We start from the raw sequence: 13,213 nt of genomic DNA, 5'->3' as shown, positions 1-13,213 counted from the left end.
GCGTCAGCCCTTCTCCAGGTATTCCGCGCGATCCTCGTCGACCAGCGCCGCCACCGAGGCGGCCAGCGCCGGATTGCGGGTCAGCTCCGGGTCCTCCTCGACCAGGGTGATCGCCTCGGCGCGGGCGTCGCGGATCAGGTCGGCGTCGCGCAGCAGGGACAGCAGCCGCAGATGCGAGCGGCGCCCGGACTGGGTGGCCCCCAGCACGTCGCCCTCGCGACGCTGCTCCAGATCCAGCTCGGCGAGCTTGAAACCGTCGCCGGTGGACGCGACCGCGTCCAGCCGCTCGCGCGCCGATGAACCCTCGGCGGCCTCGCTGACCAGCAGGCAGAGCCCGGCGGCGGCGCCCCGGCCGACCCGGCCCCGCAGCTGGTGCAGTTGCGAGACACCGAACCGGTCGGCGTCCAGCACGATCATCACGGTCGCGTTGGGCACGTCCACGCCGACCTCGACCACGGTGGTCGCCACCAGCACGTCCAGGTCACCGGCGGCGAACGAACGCATCACCGCGTCCTTCTCGTCGGCTGGCAGGCGGCCGTGCAGCACCCCGATCCGCAGCCCGTTCAGCGGCCCCTCGGCCAGCAGCGGGGCCACCTCGGTCACCGCCAGCGGCGGCCGTCGGCCGTTGTCGTCCTCCGGCGGCGGCTCCTCGTCCGCGCCCGGCCCGTCACCGATGCGCGGGCACACCACGTACGCCTGATGGCCGGCGGCCACCTCCTCGCGCAGCCGGCGCCAGGCCCGGTCCAGGAAGGCTGGCTTCTCGGCGGCCGGCACCACGTGCGAGGCGATCGGCGAACGCCCCCGGGGCAGCTGGGAGAGGGTGGAGACCTCCAGGTCGCCGTAGACGGTCATCGCGACCGTACGCGGGATCGGGGTGGCCGTCATGACCAGCACGTGCGGCGGCTGGTCGGCCTTGGCCCGCAGCGCGTCGCGTTGTTCCACACCGAAGCGGTGCTGCTCGTCGACGACCACCAGGCCGAGGTCGGCGAAGTCGACGCCCTCGTAGAGCAACGCGTGGGTGCCGAGCACGATGCCGGCGGCACCGCTGGCCACCTCGCCGAGGGCACGCCGACGGGCCGCGGCGCCCAGCGAGCCGGTGACCAGCTCCACCCGGGTCGCGTGCTCGGCGGAACCCAGCTCGCCGGCCCGCCCGAGCGGACCGAGCAGGTCGAGCATCCCGCGGTGGTGCTGCGCGGCCAGCACCTCGGTGGGCGCCAGCAGCGCCGCCTGCCCGCCCGCGTCGACCACCTGGAGCATCGCCCGCAGGGCCACCACCGTCTTGCCCGAGCCCACCTCGCCCTGCAGCAACCGGTGCATCGGGTGCGGGGCGGTCAGGTCGGCGGCAATCTCCACGCCGACGTCGCGCTGACCGTCGGTCAGCTCGTACGGCAGCCGGGCGTCGAACGCGTCCAACAGGCCTCCGGAGCGGGCCGGACGCGGTCGGGCCGGCCAGTCGGCGGCCCGGTGCTTGCGCTGCACCAGGGTCAACTGGACGGCGAACGCCTCGTCCCACTTGAGCCGCCGGCGGGCCCGGTAGAGCTCCTCCTTGGTGGACGGCCGGTGGATCTCCTTGAGCGCGGCGCCCAGCCCGACCAGGTTGCGGCTGGCCCGCACGCTGGCCGGCAACGGATCCTCCGGCGGGGTGAACGTGTCCAGTACGACCCGTACGCAGCGGGCGATCACCCAGGTCGGCACCACCGCCGCGGCCGGGTAGACGGGGATCAGCGCGCCGGCGAACTCCTCGATCTCGTCGCTGACCGCCGCCTCGCCGTCGCCATTCTCGCCGAGCAGGACGTACTCCGGGCCGTTGAGCTGGCGCTTGCCCCGGAACTCGGTGACCTTGCCGGCGAACATCCCCCACCGGCCCGGACGCAGCTCCCGCTCCCGCCAGGCCTGGTTGCCGAAGAAGGTCAACGTCAGCAACCCGCCGGAGCCGTCGCCGACGGTCACCTCCAGCAGATTGCCCCGGCGCTGGCGCATCGGGCGTACGGCGGTGCGCTGCACCTGGGCCAGCACGGTGACCTGCTCGCCGACGTCCAGCGAGCGGATGTCGGTGTGCTCGCCGCGCTCGTCGTAGCGGCGCGGGAAGTGATAGACCAGGTCACCTGCGGTGTGCAGGTTGAGGTGGTCGGCCAACGCCTTGGCCGTCTTGTCCCCGACCAGCTTCTTCAGCGGAGTGTCCACCGTGGCCGCTTCGCTCATTCGATCCCCACCAGGAGCGGATAATAGGGTTGGCCGCCCGGGTAAGCCTGCACCTCGACGAACGGCCAGCGCCGCGCGACGTGTGCGCGGACGGCGTCGGTGAGCCCGGCCGGCGCGTCGACCCCGGCCAGCAGGGTGACCAGCTCCCCGCCGCCGCCGAGCATCCGGTCGACCACCGCCGCGCAGGTGTCGGTCAGGTCGGTGCCGATCAGGTGCACCTCGCCCTCGACCAGCGCCAGCACGTCGCCGGTGCGGCACGGGCCGGCCACGGTCAGCGCCTCCCGGCTCGCGTGGCAGACCTCGGCGTAGCGGCATGCGCCGGCCGCCTCGGCCATCGCGATCACGTCGTCCTCGAAGCGGCGGCCACCGTCGCGGACCGCGAGCGCGGCCAGCGCCTGCACCGGCGATCGGGTCGGCACCACGCTCACCTTGATGCCGTGGCGGTGCGCCTCGCGGGCAGCCGCGCTCGCCACCGCCTCGGTGTTCGGATCGTTGGGCAGCACCACCACCCGAGCCGCGCCGGTGCCGCGGATCGCGTCCAGCAACTCCCCGGTGGACGGGTTGCCCGGCACCACCGTGGCACCCTCCGCGGCGAACAGCGCGGCGATCCCGACGCCGGTCGCCACCACCACGGCGGCCCGGCCGTCCGTCGCCGGGCCGGGCGACGGCGCCGGCTGGTCGGCGAAGCGGGTCACCGAGATCCGGTACGGACGGCCGGCCGCGACCCCCGCCTCGACCGCCGCGCCCACGTCGTTGACGTGCACGTGCACGTTCCAGGTGCCCTCCGGCTCGCGCCCGTCGCCGACCACGACCAGGGAGTCCCCCAGTGCGCCCAGCGCCTCGCGCATCCCGGCCACCGCCTCGGCGCCCGCGTCGAGCAGGAACTGCACCTCGTACGCGTACTCCTCGGAGCCGGTCTCCCGGGCGACGGTGGTCGCCGGACGGGCGGTGCGCGGCGCCGGCGCGGGCCGGGCGGCGGTCTCACCGGTGAGTACCTCGACCAGGGCGTCGAGCAGCACGCAGAGCCCTCGGCCGCCGGCGTCGACCACGCCCGCGCGGGCCAGGGCCGGCAGCTGCTCCGGGGTGCGGGCCAGCGCCTCGGTCGCCGCCCGCGCGGCGGCCCGGGCCACCGTCGGCAGATCGTCGGTGTCGGCCCGCTCGGCCGCGGTGGCGGCTGCCGCGACCACGCTGAGCAGGGTGCCCTCGACCGGCCGGGCGACCGCGGTGTAGGCGGCGGCGGTGCCGGACCGCAGCGCGGCGGCCAACTCCCGCCCGCGCACCGTCGGCGCGACGGCGACCACGTCGGCGAAGCCGCGCAGGATCTGCGAGAGGATCACCCCCGAGTTGCCGCGCGCACCGAGCAGCGCGCCCTGGGCCATCAGCCGCAGAGCGTGCCCGTGCGCGGTGGACCCGCCGTCCGGGAGCGTGGCCAGATCCATCGACAGGGCCTGCTGGGCCGAGGTGAGGGTGAGCACCAGGTTGGTGCCGGTGTCGCCGTCGGGCACCGGATAGACGTTGAGCTCGTCGATCTCGCCCTGGTGGCGCTTCAGCGCGGCCAACCCGCCCGCACACCAGCGGCGGACCGCGGCGGCGTCGAGGGTGTCCAGCACGGCCAGAAGCCTACTGGCGCACGCCGACACCCGTCGGACTCGTCCGGCGCGTCCGTACGCCCCGACCCGGGCCGTGGACCACGCTCGGGTAGCCGCCTCCGGTACCCTTGCCGCCGCACCGGCCTGGTCACCCGACCGGGGCGGTTGGCCGGGTCGGCGGGTCATCGGGTAACCTGACCAGGTTGCCCGGGCAGCACCTGCCGGCGACCTCATGAACGTATCAATCCCAGGAGTATCCCGTGGCTAGCGTGTGCGACGTCTGTGGCAAGGGACCGGGCTTCGGCCACAACGTGTCCCACTCGCACCGGCGGACCAACCGCCGCTGGAACCCGAACATCCAGTCGGTGCGTACCCCGGCCGGTGGCGGCAACACCAAGAAGTTGCAGGTCTGCACCTCGTGCATCAAGGCCGGCAAGGTCACCCGCGCCTGACGCGGTAGCACCCACCTTCTCGTACGGCTCAGCCGGCGGACCCCTGCGGTCCGCCGGCTCTGTCGTGTCCGCGCGGGGTCGCTGACGCGTAGGCGACGCGGCCTCGTTTCCCGGCCGCCGCCCGGTTAGTGTCGCGCTGCGCCGGGCGTCGGATTCCGGCCGGACGAAGGGGCGACCGGTGCAGCTGGACCTGGGCCGAGACGAGATGGTCATGCTGGGTTCCGCGCTCGACCTGCTGCGCGGGCTCGGTGACCTGCTGCCCGCCGACAGCGTGGTCGTGGTCGAGGAACCCGACGTTATCCGCCGTCGCGACCTCGACCGGCACTGCGCCGCGCTGCCGTTCGTGTCCCGGCTGGTGCCGGCGCAGTACCAGACCGGCCTGGACGCGGAAGCGCTGCTCGCCCGGGAGCCGGGCCTGGCCGAGGCGCGGCTGGTGCTGCCCGGTCAGGAGTACGGGGTGCTCGCCGCCGCCCAACTGGCCGAGGCGCTCGGTCTGCCCGGTGCCGGCGTCAAGTCCGCCGAGGTCTTCACCGACAAACACCGGATGCGCGTGCTCGCCGCGACCGCCGGCCTCACCAATCCGGCGTTCGAGCTGGTCGGTACGGCCGCCGAGGCGACCGCGTTCGCCCGCCGGCAGGGCGGACGGTGCGTGCTGAAGCCGACCCGCCGTGCCGGCAGCCTCGGCGTGCAGATCATCAGCGATCCGGCGCTGGTCGCCGCCGCGTGGACCGCCAGCGCCGACCCGGAAACGCCGCCCGACGCCACCAGCCGGGGCCTGCCCACGGCGGTCCTCGCCGAGCAGGTGCTGATCGGCACCGAGCACAGCGTGGAGCTGCTGGTGGCCGACGGCGAGGTGTGCTTCGGCAACGTCACCGACAAGCGGGTGCTGACCGGTGGTCGACCGGTGGAGACCGGGCACACCGTGCCGTCCGCGCTGCGCCCGGACGCCCGCAGGGAACTGCTCGACGTGGCCACCCGACTGGCCGGAGCCGCCGGCTTCCGCACCGGCGTGCTGCACAGCGAGTGGATCCGTACCGCCGAGGGCCCGGCGCTGGTGGAGTGCGCCGCCCGGCTACCCGGTGACCTGATCACCGCGCTGATCTCGATCGCCTACGAGGCCGGGTTCGTCCCCGCGTACCTGCGGATGCTGCGCGGGGAACGCCCGGCGCTGCCGGCCCGGCCGACCGGCGCGGCGGCCGTCGAGTTCCTGCTCGCCCCGCCCGGCACCGTCACCGCCGTGGACGGGGTACGCACGGCCCGCCGGGTGCCCGGCGTGCTGAACGTCGGGGTGGGCGTGGCGGTGGGCGACCGGGTGTCCGAGGTCACCTCGTCGGCGCAGCGCAGCGGCCAGGTGCTGGCCTGGGGTACCGATCCGGCGGCGGCGACCACGGCTGCCGCCCGGGCCGCCGCGGAGATCCGGATCACCACCGGCTGAACGCGCCCCGCCGGCCTCAGAGCGTGCGGCCGAAGGAGATGCAGCCCTCCGCGTCCTTGTAGAAGCCGAAGTTCGGAATCCGGTCATAGCCGGCCGAGGCGTACATGGCGATCGCCTCGGGCTGCTTGTCCCCGCACTCCAGGACCATCCGCTTGCGGCCCTGCTCACGGGCCGAGCGCTCGACGGCCGCCAGCACCGCCCGGGCCACGCCCCGCCCACGCGCCGCCGGGACGGTGTACATCCGCTTCAGCTCGGCCGTGTCCTCGCCGTGGCTGCGCCAGCCCCCGCAGCCGACCGGCTCGCCAGCCAGGTGGGCGACGAGGAACGCGCCGTCCGGCGGTTCGAACTCGGTCGGGTGGACCGGGGTGTCGTCGCCGGTGCCGCCGTAACGGACACCGAGGTCGGCCAGCGCGGCGCTGATCAACTGCTGCGCCACCGGCGCGTCGAACCGCACCACCCGGATCTCGATCTCACTCACGGTGTCCAGAGTACGGCCGGCGCGACGCCTCATCGGAAGTGGTCCCAGCCCCCCGGGCCGTCGTACGGCGCACCGTCGACCGTCACCCCGGCACCGGCCGTGACCAGGCCGACCGGCCGCCATTCCGGCGGCAACGCCACCGCCGGGGGGAAGGTCGCGGCCAGCGCATGATCATCGCCACCCGCCAGGATCCAGGTGTACGGGTCGACGCCGAGCGCACGGGCCGTGTCGGCCATCTGCGCGGGCACCTCGAACGCGTCCCGGCGCAGGTCGATCGCCACCCGACTGGCCACCGCCACGTGCCCGAGGTCGGCCAGCAGCCCGTCCGACACGTCGATCATCGAGGTGGCGCCGAGGCGGGCGGCCTGCGGCCCGGCCGAGTACGGCACCTCCGGCCGCCGGTACGCCTCCACCAGCAGCCGCGGGGTACGAAAGCCACGACTGAGCACGGTCAGGCCGGCCGCCGCGTACCCGGTGCGCCCGGCCAGGGCCAGCACGTCCCCTGGTCGCGCACCGGAGCGGAGCACCGGCGCGCGGCCGCCCAGATCACCCAGGGCGGTCACCGCGACGGTCAGGGTGGGGCTGGCCGACATGTCCCCGCCGACGACGCTCGCGCCGACCGTGGCCGCCTCGGTGGCCAGCCCGTCGGCCAGCTCCTCCGCCCAGCCGGTGGCCAGGTCCGCCGGCATGCAGAGGGCGACCAGCAGGGCCGTCGGGGTGGCGCCCATCGCGGCGATGTCGGCCAGGTTGGCCGCCGCCGCCCGGTGCCCGACGTCGCGGGCCGAGGACCAGTCCCGCCGGAAGTGCCGCCCGTCGACCAGGACGTCGGTCGAGGCTGCCACCCGGCCGTCCGGTGCGGCGACCACCGCCGCGTCGTCTCCCGGGCCCACCAGGGTGGTCGGCCCCGAGGACAGTCGGGCGGTGATCCGCCCGATCAACCCGAACTCACCGATCCCGGCCACGCTGGCGCCACCACCGACGCTGCGCCCGTTCTGCCCGGCTCCGCCGTGCTCGCTCACCGCTGCTCCTTGACCACCGATAGGGATCAGACCTGGTCCGTAAGGTAGTTTCACCCTTCGGGCCGCTCCGGGGCGGCGACGGACGGAGGTCGAGTCGTGGTTCAGGCGTACATCCTCATCCAGACAGAGGTCGGCCGGGCACGTGACGTGGCCGGTCTCATCGCGGACCTTGCCGGCGTGGTACGCGTCGACGCCGTCACCGGGCCGTACGACGTGGTCGTCCTCACCGAGGCGAACACCGTCGACGAGCTCGGCAAACTCATCGTCAGCAAGGTGCAGATGGTGCCCGGCATCACCCGCACCCTCACGTGTTCGGTGGTGCGACTGTAAGTGGACGAGACCAGACCCTCCGCTGGCGCGCTCGAAGACGACGGGCCGCGCGACGCGGTCGACGAGACGCCCGAGCTGGCCGATGACACCCGCGAGCCGGCCGTCGACGCGCCGGCCGGCCGGGACCGCACGATGCGCGGCGCCGCTCTGCTGGCCACGTTGATCGCGCTGCCGATCACACTGCTGGTGGCCGTGCTGGCCTTCAGCAAGCTCTCCCCCGAGGTGCCGGCCGCCACGCCGAGCCCCTCCGCGACCACCGCCCGGGTGCAGTCCACCGCACCGGTCGAGATGGCCGCCCCGGCGCTGGCCGCCCGCCCGGCCACGGTCTGCCGCGCCCTGCTCTCCCAACTTCCGTCGACCGTCCGCGACCTGGCCCAGCGTCCGGTCACCGCCGGCCCGGAACAGAACGCCGCGTACGGCGATCCCGCCCTGACCGTGGCCTGCGGCGGCACCGAGCCGACCCTCCCGGCCACCGACGAGGTCTGGCGGGTCAACGGGGTCTGCTGGCACCCGGTCGAGCAGGACGGGGCGACCACGCTCACCACGGTCGACCGGGAGACGCTGGTGACGGTGCGCATCCCGGGCTCCTACGAGCAGCCGTTGCAGTGGGTGGCGCCGGTCTCCAACGCGATCGTGGCCGCGGTGCCCTCCGGCGGCGACATCCCCGCCGGCTGCCGGGCCTGACCCCGTACACCGATCGGCCCCGCAGGCTCGCCTGCGGGGCCGTTTGCCGTGCGGGATCAGCTTGCCGTGCGGGATCAGCTTGCCGTGGTGGCTCAGCTTGCCGCCCGGGCGCTCAGTGCAGGCCGACGCCGCGTCGCTGGGCGGTGCGGATCAGCCGGTTGACCAGCTTCGGATATTCCAGGCCAGAGGCCGCCCACATCCGCGGGAACATCGACGTCGGGGTGAACCCGGGCATCGTGTTGATCTCGTTGAGGTAGACGTCCAGCTCCGGGGTGACGAAGAAGTCGGCCCGGGCCAGGCCGGCGCAGTCCAGCGCGGTGAACGCGCGGACCGCGTACTCCTGGACCTGGCGGGTCACCTTGTCCGGCAGGCCGGCCGGGATGTCGTACTCGCACGAGTCGTCGAGGTACTTCGCCTCGAAGTCGTAGAAGTCGTGGTCGGCGACGACCCGCACCTCGGCCAGCACGGACGCCTCGGGCGCACCGCCGGCCTCGCCCTCCAGCACACCGCACTCGATCTCGCGGCCGACGATCGCGCCCTCGATGATGACCTTCGGGTCGAACTGCCGGGCGGTGGCGACGGCCGCGTCCAGCTGCGCCCAGTCGGTGACCCGGGTGATGCCGAACGACGAGCCGGCGCGGGACGGCTTCACGAAGACCGGCAGGCCGAGCCGCTCCTTGTCCAGCTCGCCGAGCGTCATTCCGTTGCGCAGCACCGCGTACGGGCCGACCGGGATGCCCTCGACCGCGCAGAGCTTCTTGGTGAACTCCTTGTCCATGGCGGCGGCGGAGGCGAACACGTTCGCCCCGACGTAGGGGATGCCGGCCATCTCCAGCATTCCCTGGATCGTGCCGTCCTCGCCGTAGGTGCCGTGCAGCACCGGGAAGACCACGTCCACGTCGGCCAGTGCCCGGGGGCCCTCGGTCGGGTCGAGCACCATCAGCCCACTGCCGGTCGGATCGGCGCGCAGCACGATGTCCGTGCCGGAGTCGGCGGTGATCTCCGGCAACTGCCGGGCGTCGATCGCGAGCTTCATCGGGTCGCCGCTGGTCAGCACCCACTGGCCGGCCCGGGTGATGCCCACCGGCACCACCTCGTACTCGTCCGGGTCGAGCGCGCCGAGCACGCTGCCAGCGCTGACGCAGGAGATGCCGTGCTCCGGGCTACGGCCGCCGAAGACGATCGCCACGCGGGTCTTGCCTGGGGTGGTCACTCCGGTCACCTCTTCGTACGCGACTGCGGCTGGTCGTGCTCGCCGGTGGCGCTCACCCGGTTGACCTTACTGTGCGTGGCGATGAGGCGCGGCGATACCCGGCGAGCCACGGCGCGACACGCAATCGGTCAACACAGGATATACGGTGTGTGACGGGATCTCCGCCCAGTGGCGCCGACGTGCGGGGCAGCTCAGTCCCGGGAGTGCCTCCGGCCGACCGCGATCACCTTGACCCGCTGCCGGCCGGCCCGCACCATGCCCAGCGCCATGAAGGCCCCGGCGATCCGGTCGGCGGCCTCTCGACTGCTGGCGCCGACGACCTGACGGCGGCGCTCGGGCGTGGTCCGTTCGTTGCGGTCGATGCCCTCGACGGGACGCACGTCGGTGAGCACCACCAGGAAACGGGTCATCGTCGGCCGTCCGGGTGCACGGCGCGGGGCTCCGGAACGGTACGCACGTCGTCTCCTTCCGGCGGGCCGGGATGGCGGCGGCACGCGACGATCGGGTACGGGGGAGAAACCCGATCGCCGCGCGCCCCATCCCCTCCGGTCGCTCACCACCACCGTCGCCACGACAACCGGCGGTGAGGACGCGATGACAGATTGACACGTGTAGAGCCGTGAATGCAACTCTCATCGACGTTCTCTCATGCACACGTTCCCGCAAATGTGTGCGACCATCGATGCATGGCCCCGAAGACCGCCCGTGCCCGCCGGCTCGGCATCGCCCTGCGCACCCACCGGGAAGCCGCCGGGTTGACGCTGGAGACCGCGGCGGATGAGATCAACAGCACCCGCAGCACGCTCTCCCGGTACGAGAACGCGCAGACGCTGATCAGCCCGGCCACTGTGCGGGCCCTGCTCTCCTCGTACGGGGTGGGCGCGGAGGAGATCGCGGCGGCCGTGCAGCTCGCCAAGGACGCCCGCAAACCAGGCTGGTGGGTCTCGTACTCGTACCTGCTGAGTCCCCGCACCATCGACTTCATCGCGCTGGAGGCCGAGGCCATCTCGATCGCCAACTTCGAGCCCTCGGTGGTGCCCGGCCTGCTGCAGACCTCGGACTACATCCGCGGCGTGATGCGCGGCGGCCCGCACACCCTCGGCGACGACCTGGTGGAGCAGCGGGTCAAGGTCCGGCTGGACCGGCAGCAGCGACTGACCGGCGACAACCCGCCCATCTTCGACGCGATCATCGACGAGGGCGCACTGCTGCGCCCGGTCGGCGACCAGTCCGCGATGGACGGGCAGTTACGCCACCTGGTCAAGATGGCCGAGCTGCCGAACATCTCCGTCCAGGTGATCCCGCTGTCCGCCGGCTACCACCGCGGCACCCGAGGCTCGCTGCACATCCTGGAGTTCGCCGACCCGGAAGACCCGATCATCGCCTCGGTGGAGACCGTCGCCGGCCAGATGATCCTCGACCGGGCCGGCGAGACGCGTACCTGCACCAAGATCATGGAGCATCTGCGCAGCGTGGCGCTCAGCCCGGCGGACAGCCGCGCCAAGCTCCTGTCAGTCCTGAAGGGACGGTAGGCCCGATGAAACCGACGATCACAGCGGCACTGGCCGCGGCGGCGTGGCGCAAGAGCAGCCGCAGCGGCGACGAGGGTGCCTGCGTGGAGGTCGCCGCGATCCCGCGGCTGGTGGCCGTCCGCGACTCCAAGGACCCGTCCGGTCCGGCTCTGCTGTTCCCGCCGCACGCCTGGGCCGCCTTCGCCCAGGCACCGCCTCGCCACTGACCGGCGGGGCGGGCCGGCACCGGCTCAGGCCACCAGCGGGCTGGGCTCCGGGACGGCGCGCAGCGCCTCCAGCGCGGCGATCGCCACCCCCCGGGCACCGGCCATGTCCCGCTCCGGCACCAGGGCGAACGTGGCCACCGCCGCCTGCTCCTCGCGGAGCACGGTGTGCTCGCGGACCGTCGCCAGGAACCAGTCGCGGAACTCCGGCGCCGCCTCGACCACTCCGCCGCCGACGAAGTACGCGTGCGGGTCGGTGAAGTTCGCCGCCACGGTGAACAGCCGGCCCAACGCCATCGCCTGCTGGGTGAAGAGGTCCCGAGCCATCTCGTCCCCCCGCTCGCCGTAACCGCGGACCAGTTTCGCGGCCCGGGCCACCGGCTCGGCGGCGAGCGGGTGGTCGGGATACCGGGTCAGCCAGTACGGCAGCAGGTTGCGCTCGATGCCGGTCAGCGAGGCGACGCTCTCGACGTCCCCGGTGAAGCCGCAGGCGCAGGTCGGCTCCGGCTGCCCCGGGCCGAGCAGCCCGTTCAGCGGGATGTGCACGTGACCCAGCTCCCCGGCCATGCCGGCCGCGCCGGCGATCACCCGGCCGTTCTCGACCACCCCGCCGCCCAGGCCGGTGCCGACGATCGCGGAGACCGACGACCGGTTCATCGCCTCGGCACCGAAGTACACGTGGTGGGCGTAGAGCGCGGCGGCGTTGCCGTCGTTGTGGTAGATCACCGGAATGCCGAGCCGCCGCTCCAGCGCGCCCCGCACGTCGAAGCCACGCCAGGCCGGCTGCGAGAAGTTGGTCGAGCCCCGGGACGAGATCACGCCGGTGGCGCTGGCCGGCCCGGGGGTGTCCAGCCCGACCGCGCGGACCAGGTCGCGGGGCACACCGGTCTGCGCCAGAGCGCCGTCCAGCGCCTGGGCCAGCGCCTCGATCGCCGCGTCCGGCCCGGCCCGTACCTCGCTCGGGATCTCCAGCAGCCCGTCCACCAGGAACCGGCCGTCCACCGTCAGGACGGTGGCGTTGTTGCTGGTGCCGCCGTTGTCCAGCCCGACGACCACCGGCACTCCTGCGCTGCCCACCGAAACCGCCTCCCGCCGTGGTAAGTGTGAGCCGAGGCTAGTGCCAACCCGGTACCCCCGCCGCCCCGGCCACCCCACCCATCGGTGATCGTGAGCGACCGCCCTGCCCTTGCCGGCCCGAGCCTGCGGCGCGGGTCAGGCTGGGCGTCGGGCGGTCACCGCGGTGGCGTCCAGGTCCTCGTCGTGCCGCACGGTCGGCACCAGCCCGACCGCGTCGAGCGCGGCGCAGAGCGCGCCCACCTGTGCGTCGCTGACCTCCACGACGAGGTGCCCAGCGGGCGCCAGCCACCGGGCCGCGCCGACCGCCACACGGCGTAGCACGTCGAGCCCGTCCGGGCCGCCGTCGAGCGCCACCGGGGCCTCGTGCAGCCGCGCCTCGGGGGGCATCAACGCCACTGCCGCGGTGGGCACGTACGGGGCGTTGGCGACCACCAGGTCCAGCCGTCCGCGCCAGTGCGGCGGTAGTGGGGTGAACAGGTCGCCCTCGAACACCTCGGCGGCCAGCCCGGCGAGGTTACGACGCGCGCACGCCACGGCCGCCGGGTCGATGTCGGCTGCCGCCAGCCAGCGCGGCGCGAGCCGGTGCGCCAGCGCGACCGTGGTGGCCCCGGAACCGCAGCAGAGATCGGCCACGGCCGGCGCCGGACCGGTCAGCGCGGCGGCCGCCTCGACCAGCAGAGCGGTCCGGCCGCGCGGCACGAAGACGCCCGGGTCGACGGCGATCCGCAGGCCGCAGAACTCGGCCCAGCCGAGCAGGTACTCCAGCGGTTCGCCGGCCACCCGGCGATCGGTCAGGTGAGCCAATGCGGCGGGGGACTCCGCCGCGGCCAGCAGCAGATCGGCCTCGTCCTCGGCGTAGACGCAGCCGGCGGTCCGCAACTGGCGTACGAGGGCGGACCGGTCGCTGGGGAAGGGGGTTGCCATCAGATGCCTCCGGGAACGCTCGCCGGCGCTCCCGTGGCCGCTAGAGCGGCGTGGACACGGGAGGAAGCGCCGGTC

Annotated in this window: 14 protein-coding genes; 6 read left to right on the top strand and 8 right to left on the bottom strand. The window is 73.8% G+C overall.

Annotated elements, in window-relative coordinates:
• Positions 1 to 3: 3 nt before the first annotated feature.
• Together recG and ACFQGL_RS16285 are read right to left on the bottom strand one after the other, a co-directional pair.
• On the bottom strand, positions 4 to 2,202 hold the full coding sequence (gene recG, locus ACFQGL_RS16290; protein ID WP_377512436.1) for an ATP-dependent DNA helicase RecG: 2,199 nt from the start codon (positions 2,200 to 2,202) through the stop codon (positions 4 to 6).
• On the bottom strand, positions 2,199 to 3,812 hold the full coding sequence (locus ACFQGL_RS16285) for a DAK2 domain-containing protein (RefSeq protein ID WP_377512433.1): 1,614 nt from the start codon (positions 3,810 to 3,812) through the stop codon (positions 2,199 to 2,201). Before ACFQGL_RS16285 ends, recG begins: the two co-directional genes overlap by 4 nt.
• A gap of 239 nt (positions 3,813 to 4,051) precedes the next feature.
• On the opposite strand from ACFQGL_RS16285, the gene rpmB reads away from it, so the two are divergent.
• Positions 4,052 to 4,243 carry a 50S ribosomal protein L28 gene (gene rpmB, locus ACFQGL_RS16280; protein ID WP_007456456.1) on the top strand — a complete coding sequence of 64 codons (192 nt, stop codon included), beginning with the start codon at positions 4,052 to 4,054 and terminating at the stop codon, positions 4,241 to 4,243.
• A 178-nt stretch (positions 4,244 to 4,421) separates the two neighbouring features.
• Positions 4,422 to 5,678, top strand: a complete 1,257-nt coding sequence (locus ACFQGL_RS16275; RefSeq protein WP_377512430.1) for an ATP-grasp domain-containing protein — start codon at positions 4,422 to 4,424, stop codon at positions 5,676 to 5,678.
• Between the two features lie 16 nt (positions 5,679 to 5,694).
• Here the strand turns inward: ACFQGL_RS16275 and ACFQGL_RS16270 are convergent, their stop codons facing one another.
• Together ACFQGL_RS16270 and ACFQGL_RS16265 are read right to left on the bottom strand one after the other, a co-directional pair.
• The gene (locus ACFQGL_RS16270) at positions 5,695 to 6,189 is read right to left on the bottom strand and encodes a GNAT family N-acetyltransferase (protein ID WP_377512427.1); all 495 of its coding nucleotides are present in this window, start codon (positions 6,187 to 6,189) and stop codon (positions 5,695 to 5,697) included.
• Positions 6,186 to 7,118 (bottom strand): thiamine-phosphate kinase, encoded by a 933-nt coding sequence (locus ACFQGL_RS16265; RefSeq protein ID WP_377512543.1) that lies wholly within the window; start codon positions 7,116 to 7,118, stop codon positions 6,186 to 6,188. Before ACFQGL_RS16265 ends, ACFQGL_RS16270 begins: the two co-directional genes overlap by 4 nt.
• Positions 7,119 to 7,271: 153 nt before the next feature.
• On the opposite strand from ACFQGL_RS16265, the gene ACFQGL_RS16260 reads away from it, so the two are divergent.
• Together ACFQGL_RS16260 and ACFQGL_RS16255 are read left to right on the top strand one after the other, a co-directional pair.
• The gene (locus ACFQGL_RS16260) at positions 7,272 to 7,505 is read left to right on the top strand and encodes an Lrp/AsnC ligand binding domain-containing protein (protein WP_013284547.1); all 234 of its coding nucleotides are present in this window, start codon (positions 7,272 to 7,274) and stop codon (positions 7,503 to 7,505) included.
• The gene (locus ACFQGL_RS16255; protein ID WP_377512424.1) at positions 7,506 to 8,189 is read left to right on the top strand and encodes a DUF3515 family protein; all 684 of its coding nucleotides are present in this window, start codon (positions 7,506 to 7,508) and stop codon (positions 8,187 to 8,189) included.
• 112 nt (positions 8,190 to 8,301) lie between these two features.
• Here the strand turns inward: ACFQGL_RS16255 and ACFQGL_RS16250 are convergent, their stop codons facing one another.
• Positions 8,302 to 9,402, bottom strand: coding sequence for a D-alanine--D-alanine ligase family protein (locus ACFQGL_RS16250; protein ID WP_377512421.1), 1,101 nt, complete (start codon positions 9,400 to 9,402; stop codon positions 8,302 to 8,304).
• Between the two features lie 191 nt (positions 9,403 to 9,593).
• Positions 9,594 to 9,812, bottom strand: a complete 219-nt coding sequence (locus ACFQGL_RS16245) for a hypothetical protein (RefSeq protein ID WP_377512418.1) — start codon at positions 9,810 to 9,812, stop codon at positions 9,594 to 9,596.
• Positions 9,813 to 10,088: 276 nt separating this feature from the next.
• On the opposite strand from ACFQGL_RS16245, the gene ACFQGL_RS16240 reads away from it, so the two are divergent.
• Together ACFQGL_RS16240 and ACFQGL_RS16235 are read left to right on the top strand one after the other, a co-directional pair.
• Entirely contained in the window at positions 10,089 to 10,934 is an 846-nt protein-coding gene (locus ACFQGL_RS16240; RefSeq protein ID WP_377512415.1) for a helix-turn-helix domain-containing protein, read from the top strand.
• A gap of 5 nt (positions 10,935 to 10,939) precedes the next feature.
• A complete protein-coding gene (locus ACFQGL_RS16235) occupies positions 10,940 to 11,140 on the top strand; it encodes a DUF397 domain-containing protein (protein ID WP_377512413.1) in 201 nt (66 codons plus the stop codon).
• Between the two features lie 24 nt (positions 11,141 to 11,164).
• On the opposite strand, the gene ACFQGL_RS16230 is transcribed toward ACFQGL_RS16235, so the two are convergent.
• Complete coding sequence (locus tag ACFQGL_RS16230) at positions 11,165 to 12,214, bottom strand: ROK family protein (protein ID WP_377512410.1); 1,050 nt, start codon at positions 12,212 to 12,214, stop codon at positions 11,165 to 11,167.
• Between the two features lie 135 nt (positions 12,215 to 12,349).
• Positions 12,350 to 13,138: a putative protein N(5)-glutamine methyltransferase gene (locus ACFQGL_RS16225; RefSeq protein ID WP_377512408.1), complete on the bottom strand. Its 789-nt coding sequence runs from the start codon at positions 13,136 to 13,138 to the stop codon at positions 12,350 to 12,352.
• Positions 13,139 to 13,213 lie beyond the last annotated feature (75 nt).

The organism is Micromonospora vulcania (assembly GCF_042658605.1).
GTDB classification, from domain to species: Bacteria; Actinomycetota; Actinomycetes; order Mycobacteriales; family Micromonosporaceae; genus Micromonospora; species Micromonospora vulcania.
This window is presented reverse-complemented; position numbering and strand designations above follow the sequence as displayed.

Bases quoted from the DNA above. Each gene is read 5' to 3' on its own strand.
- recG (WP_377512436.1), bottom strand. From the start codon at position 2,202: ATGAGCGAAGCGGCCACGGTGGACACTCCGCTGAAGAAGCTGGTCGGG.
- ACFQGL_RS16270 (WP_377512427.1), bottom strand. From the start codon at position 6,189: ATGAGGCGTCGCGCCGGCCGTACTCTGGACACCGTGAGTGAGATCGAG.
- ACFQGL_RS16245 (WP_377512418.1), bottom strand. From the start codon at position 9,812: ATGACCCGTTTCCTGGTGGTGCTCACCGACGTGCGTCCCGTCGAGGGC.
- ACFQGL_RS16240 (WP_377512415.1), top strand. From the start codon at position 10,089: ATGGCCCCGAAGACCGCCCGTGCCCGCCGGCTCGGCATCGCCCTGCGC.
- ACFQGL_RS16235 (WP_377512413.1), top strand. From the start codon at position 10,940: ATGAAACCGACGATCACAGCGGCACTGGCCGCGGCGGCGTGGCGCAAG.
- ACFQGL_RS16225 (WP_377512408.1), bottom strand. From the start codon at position 13,138: ATGGCAACCCCCTTCCCCAGCGACCGGTCCGCCCTCGTACGCCAGTTG.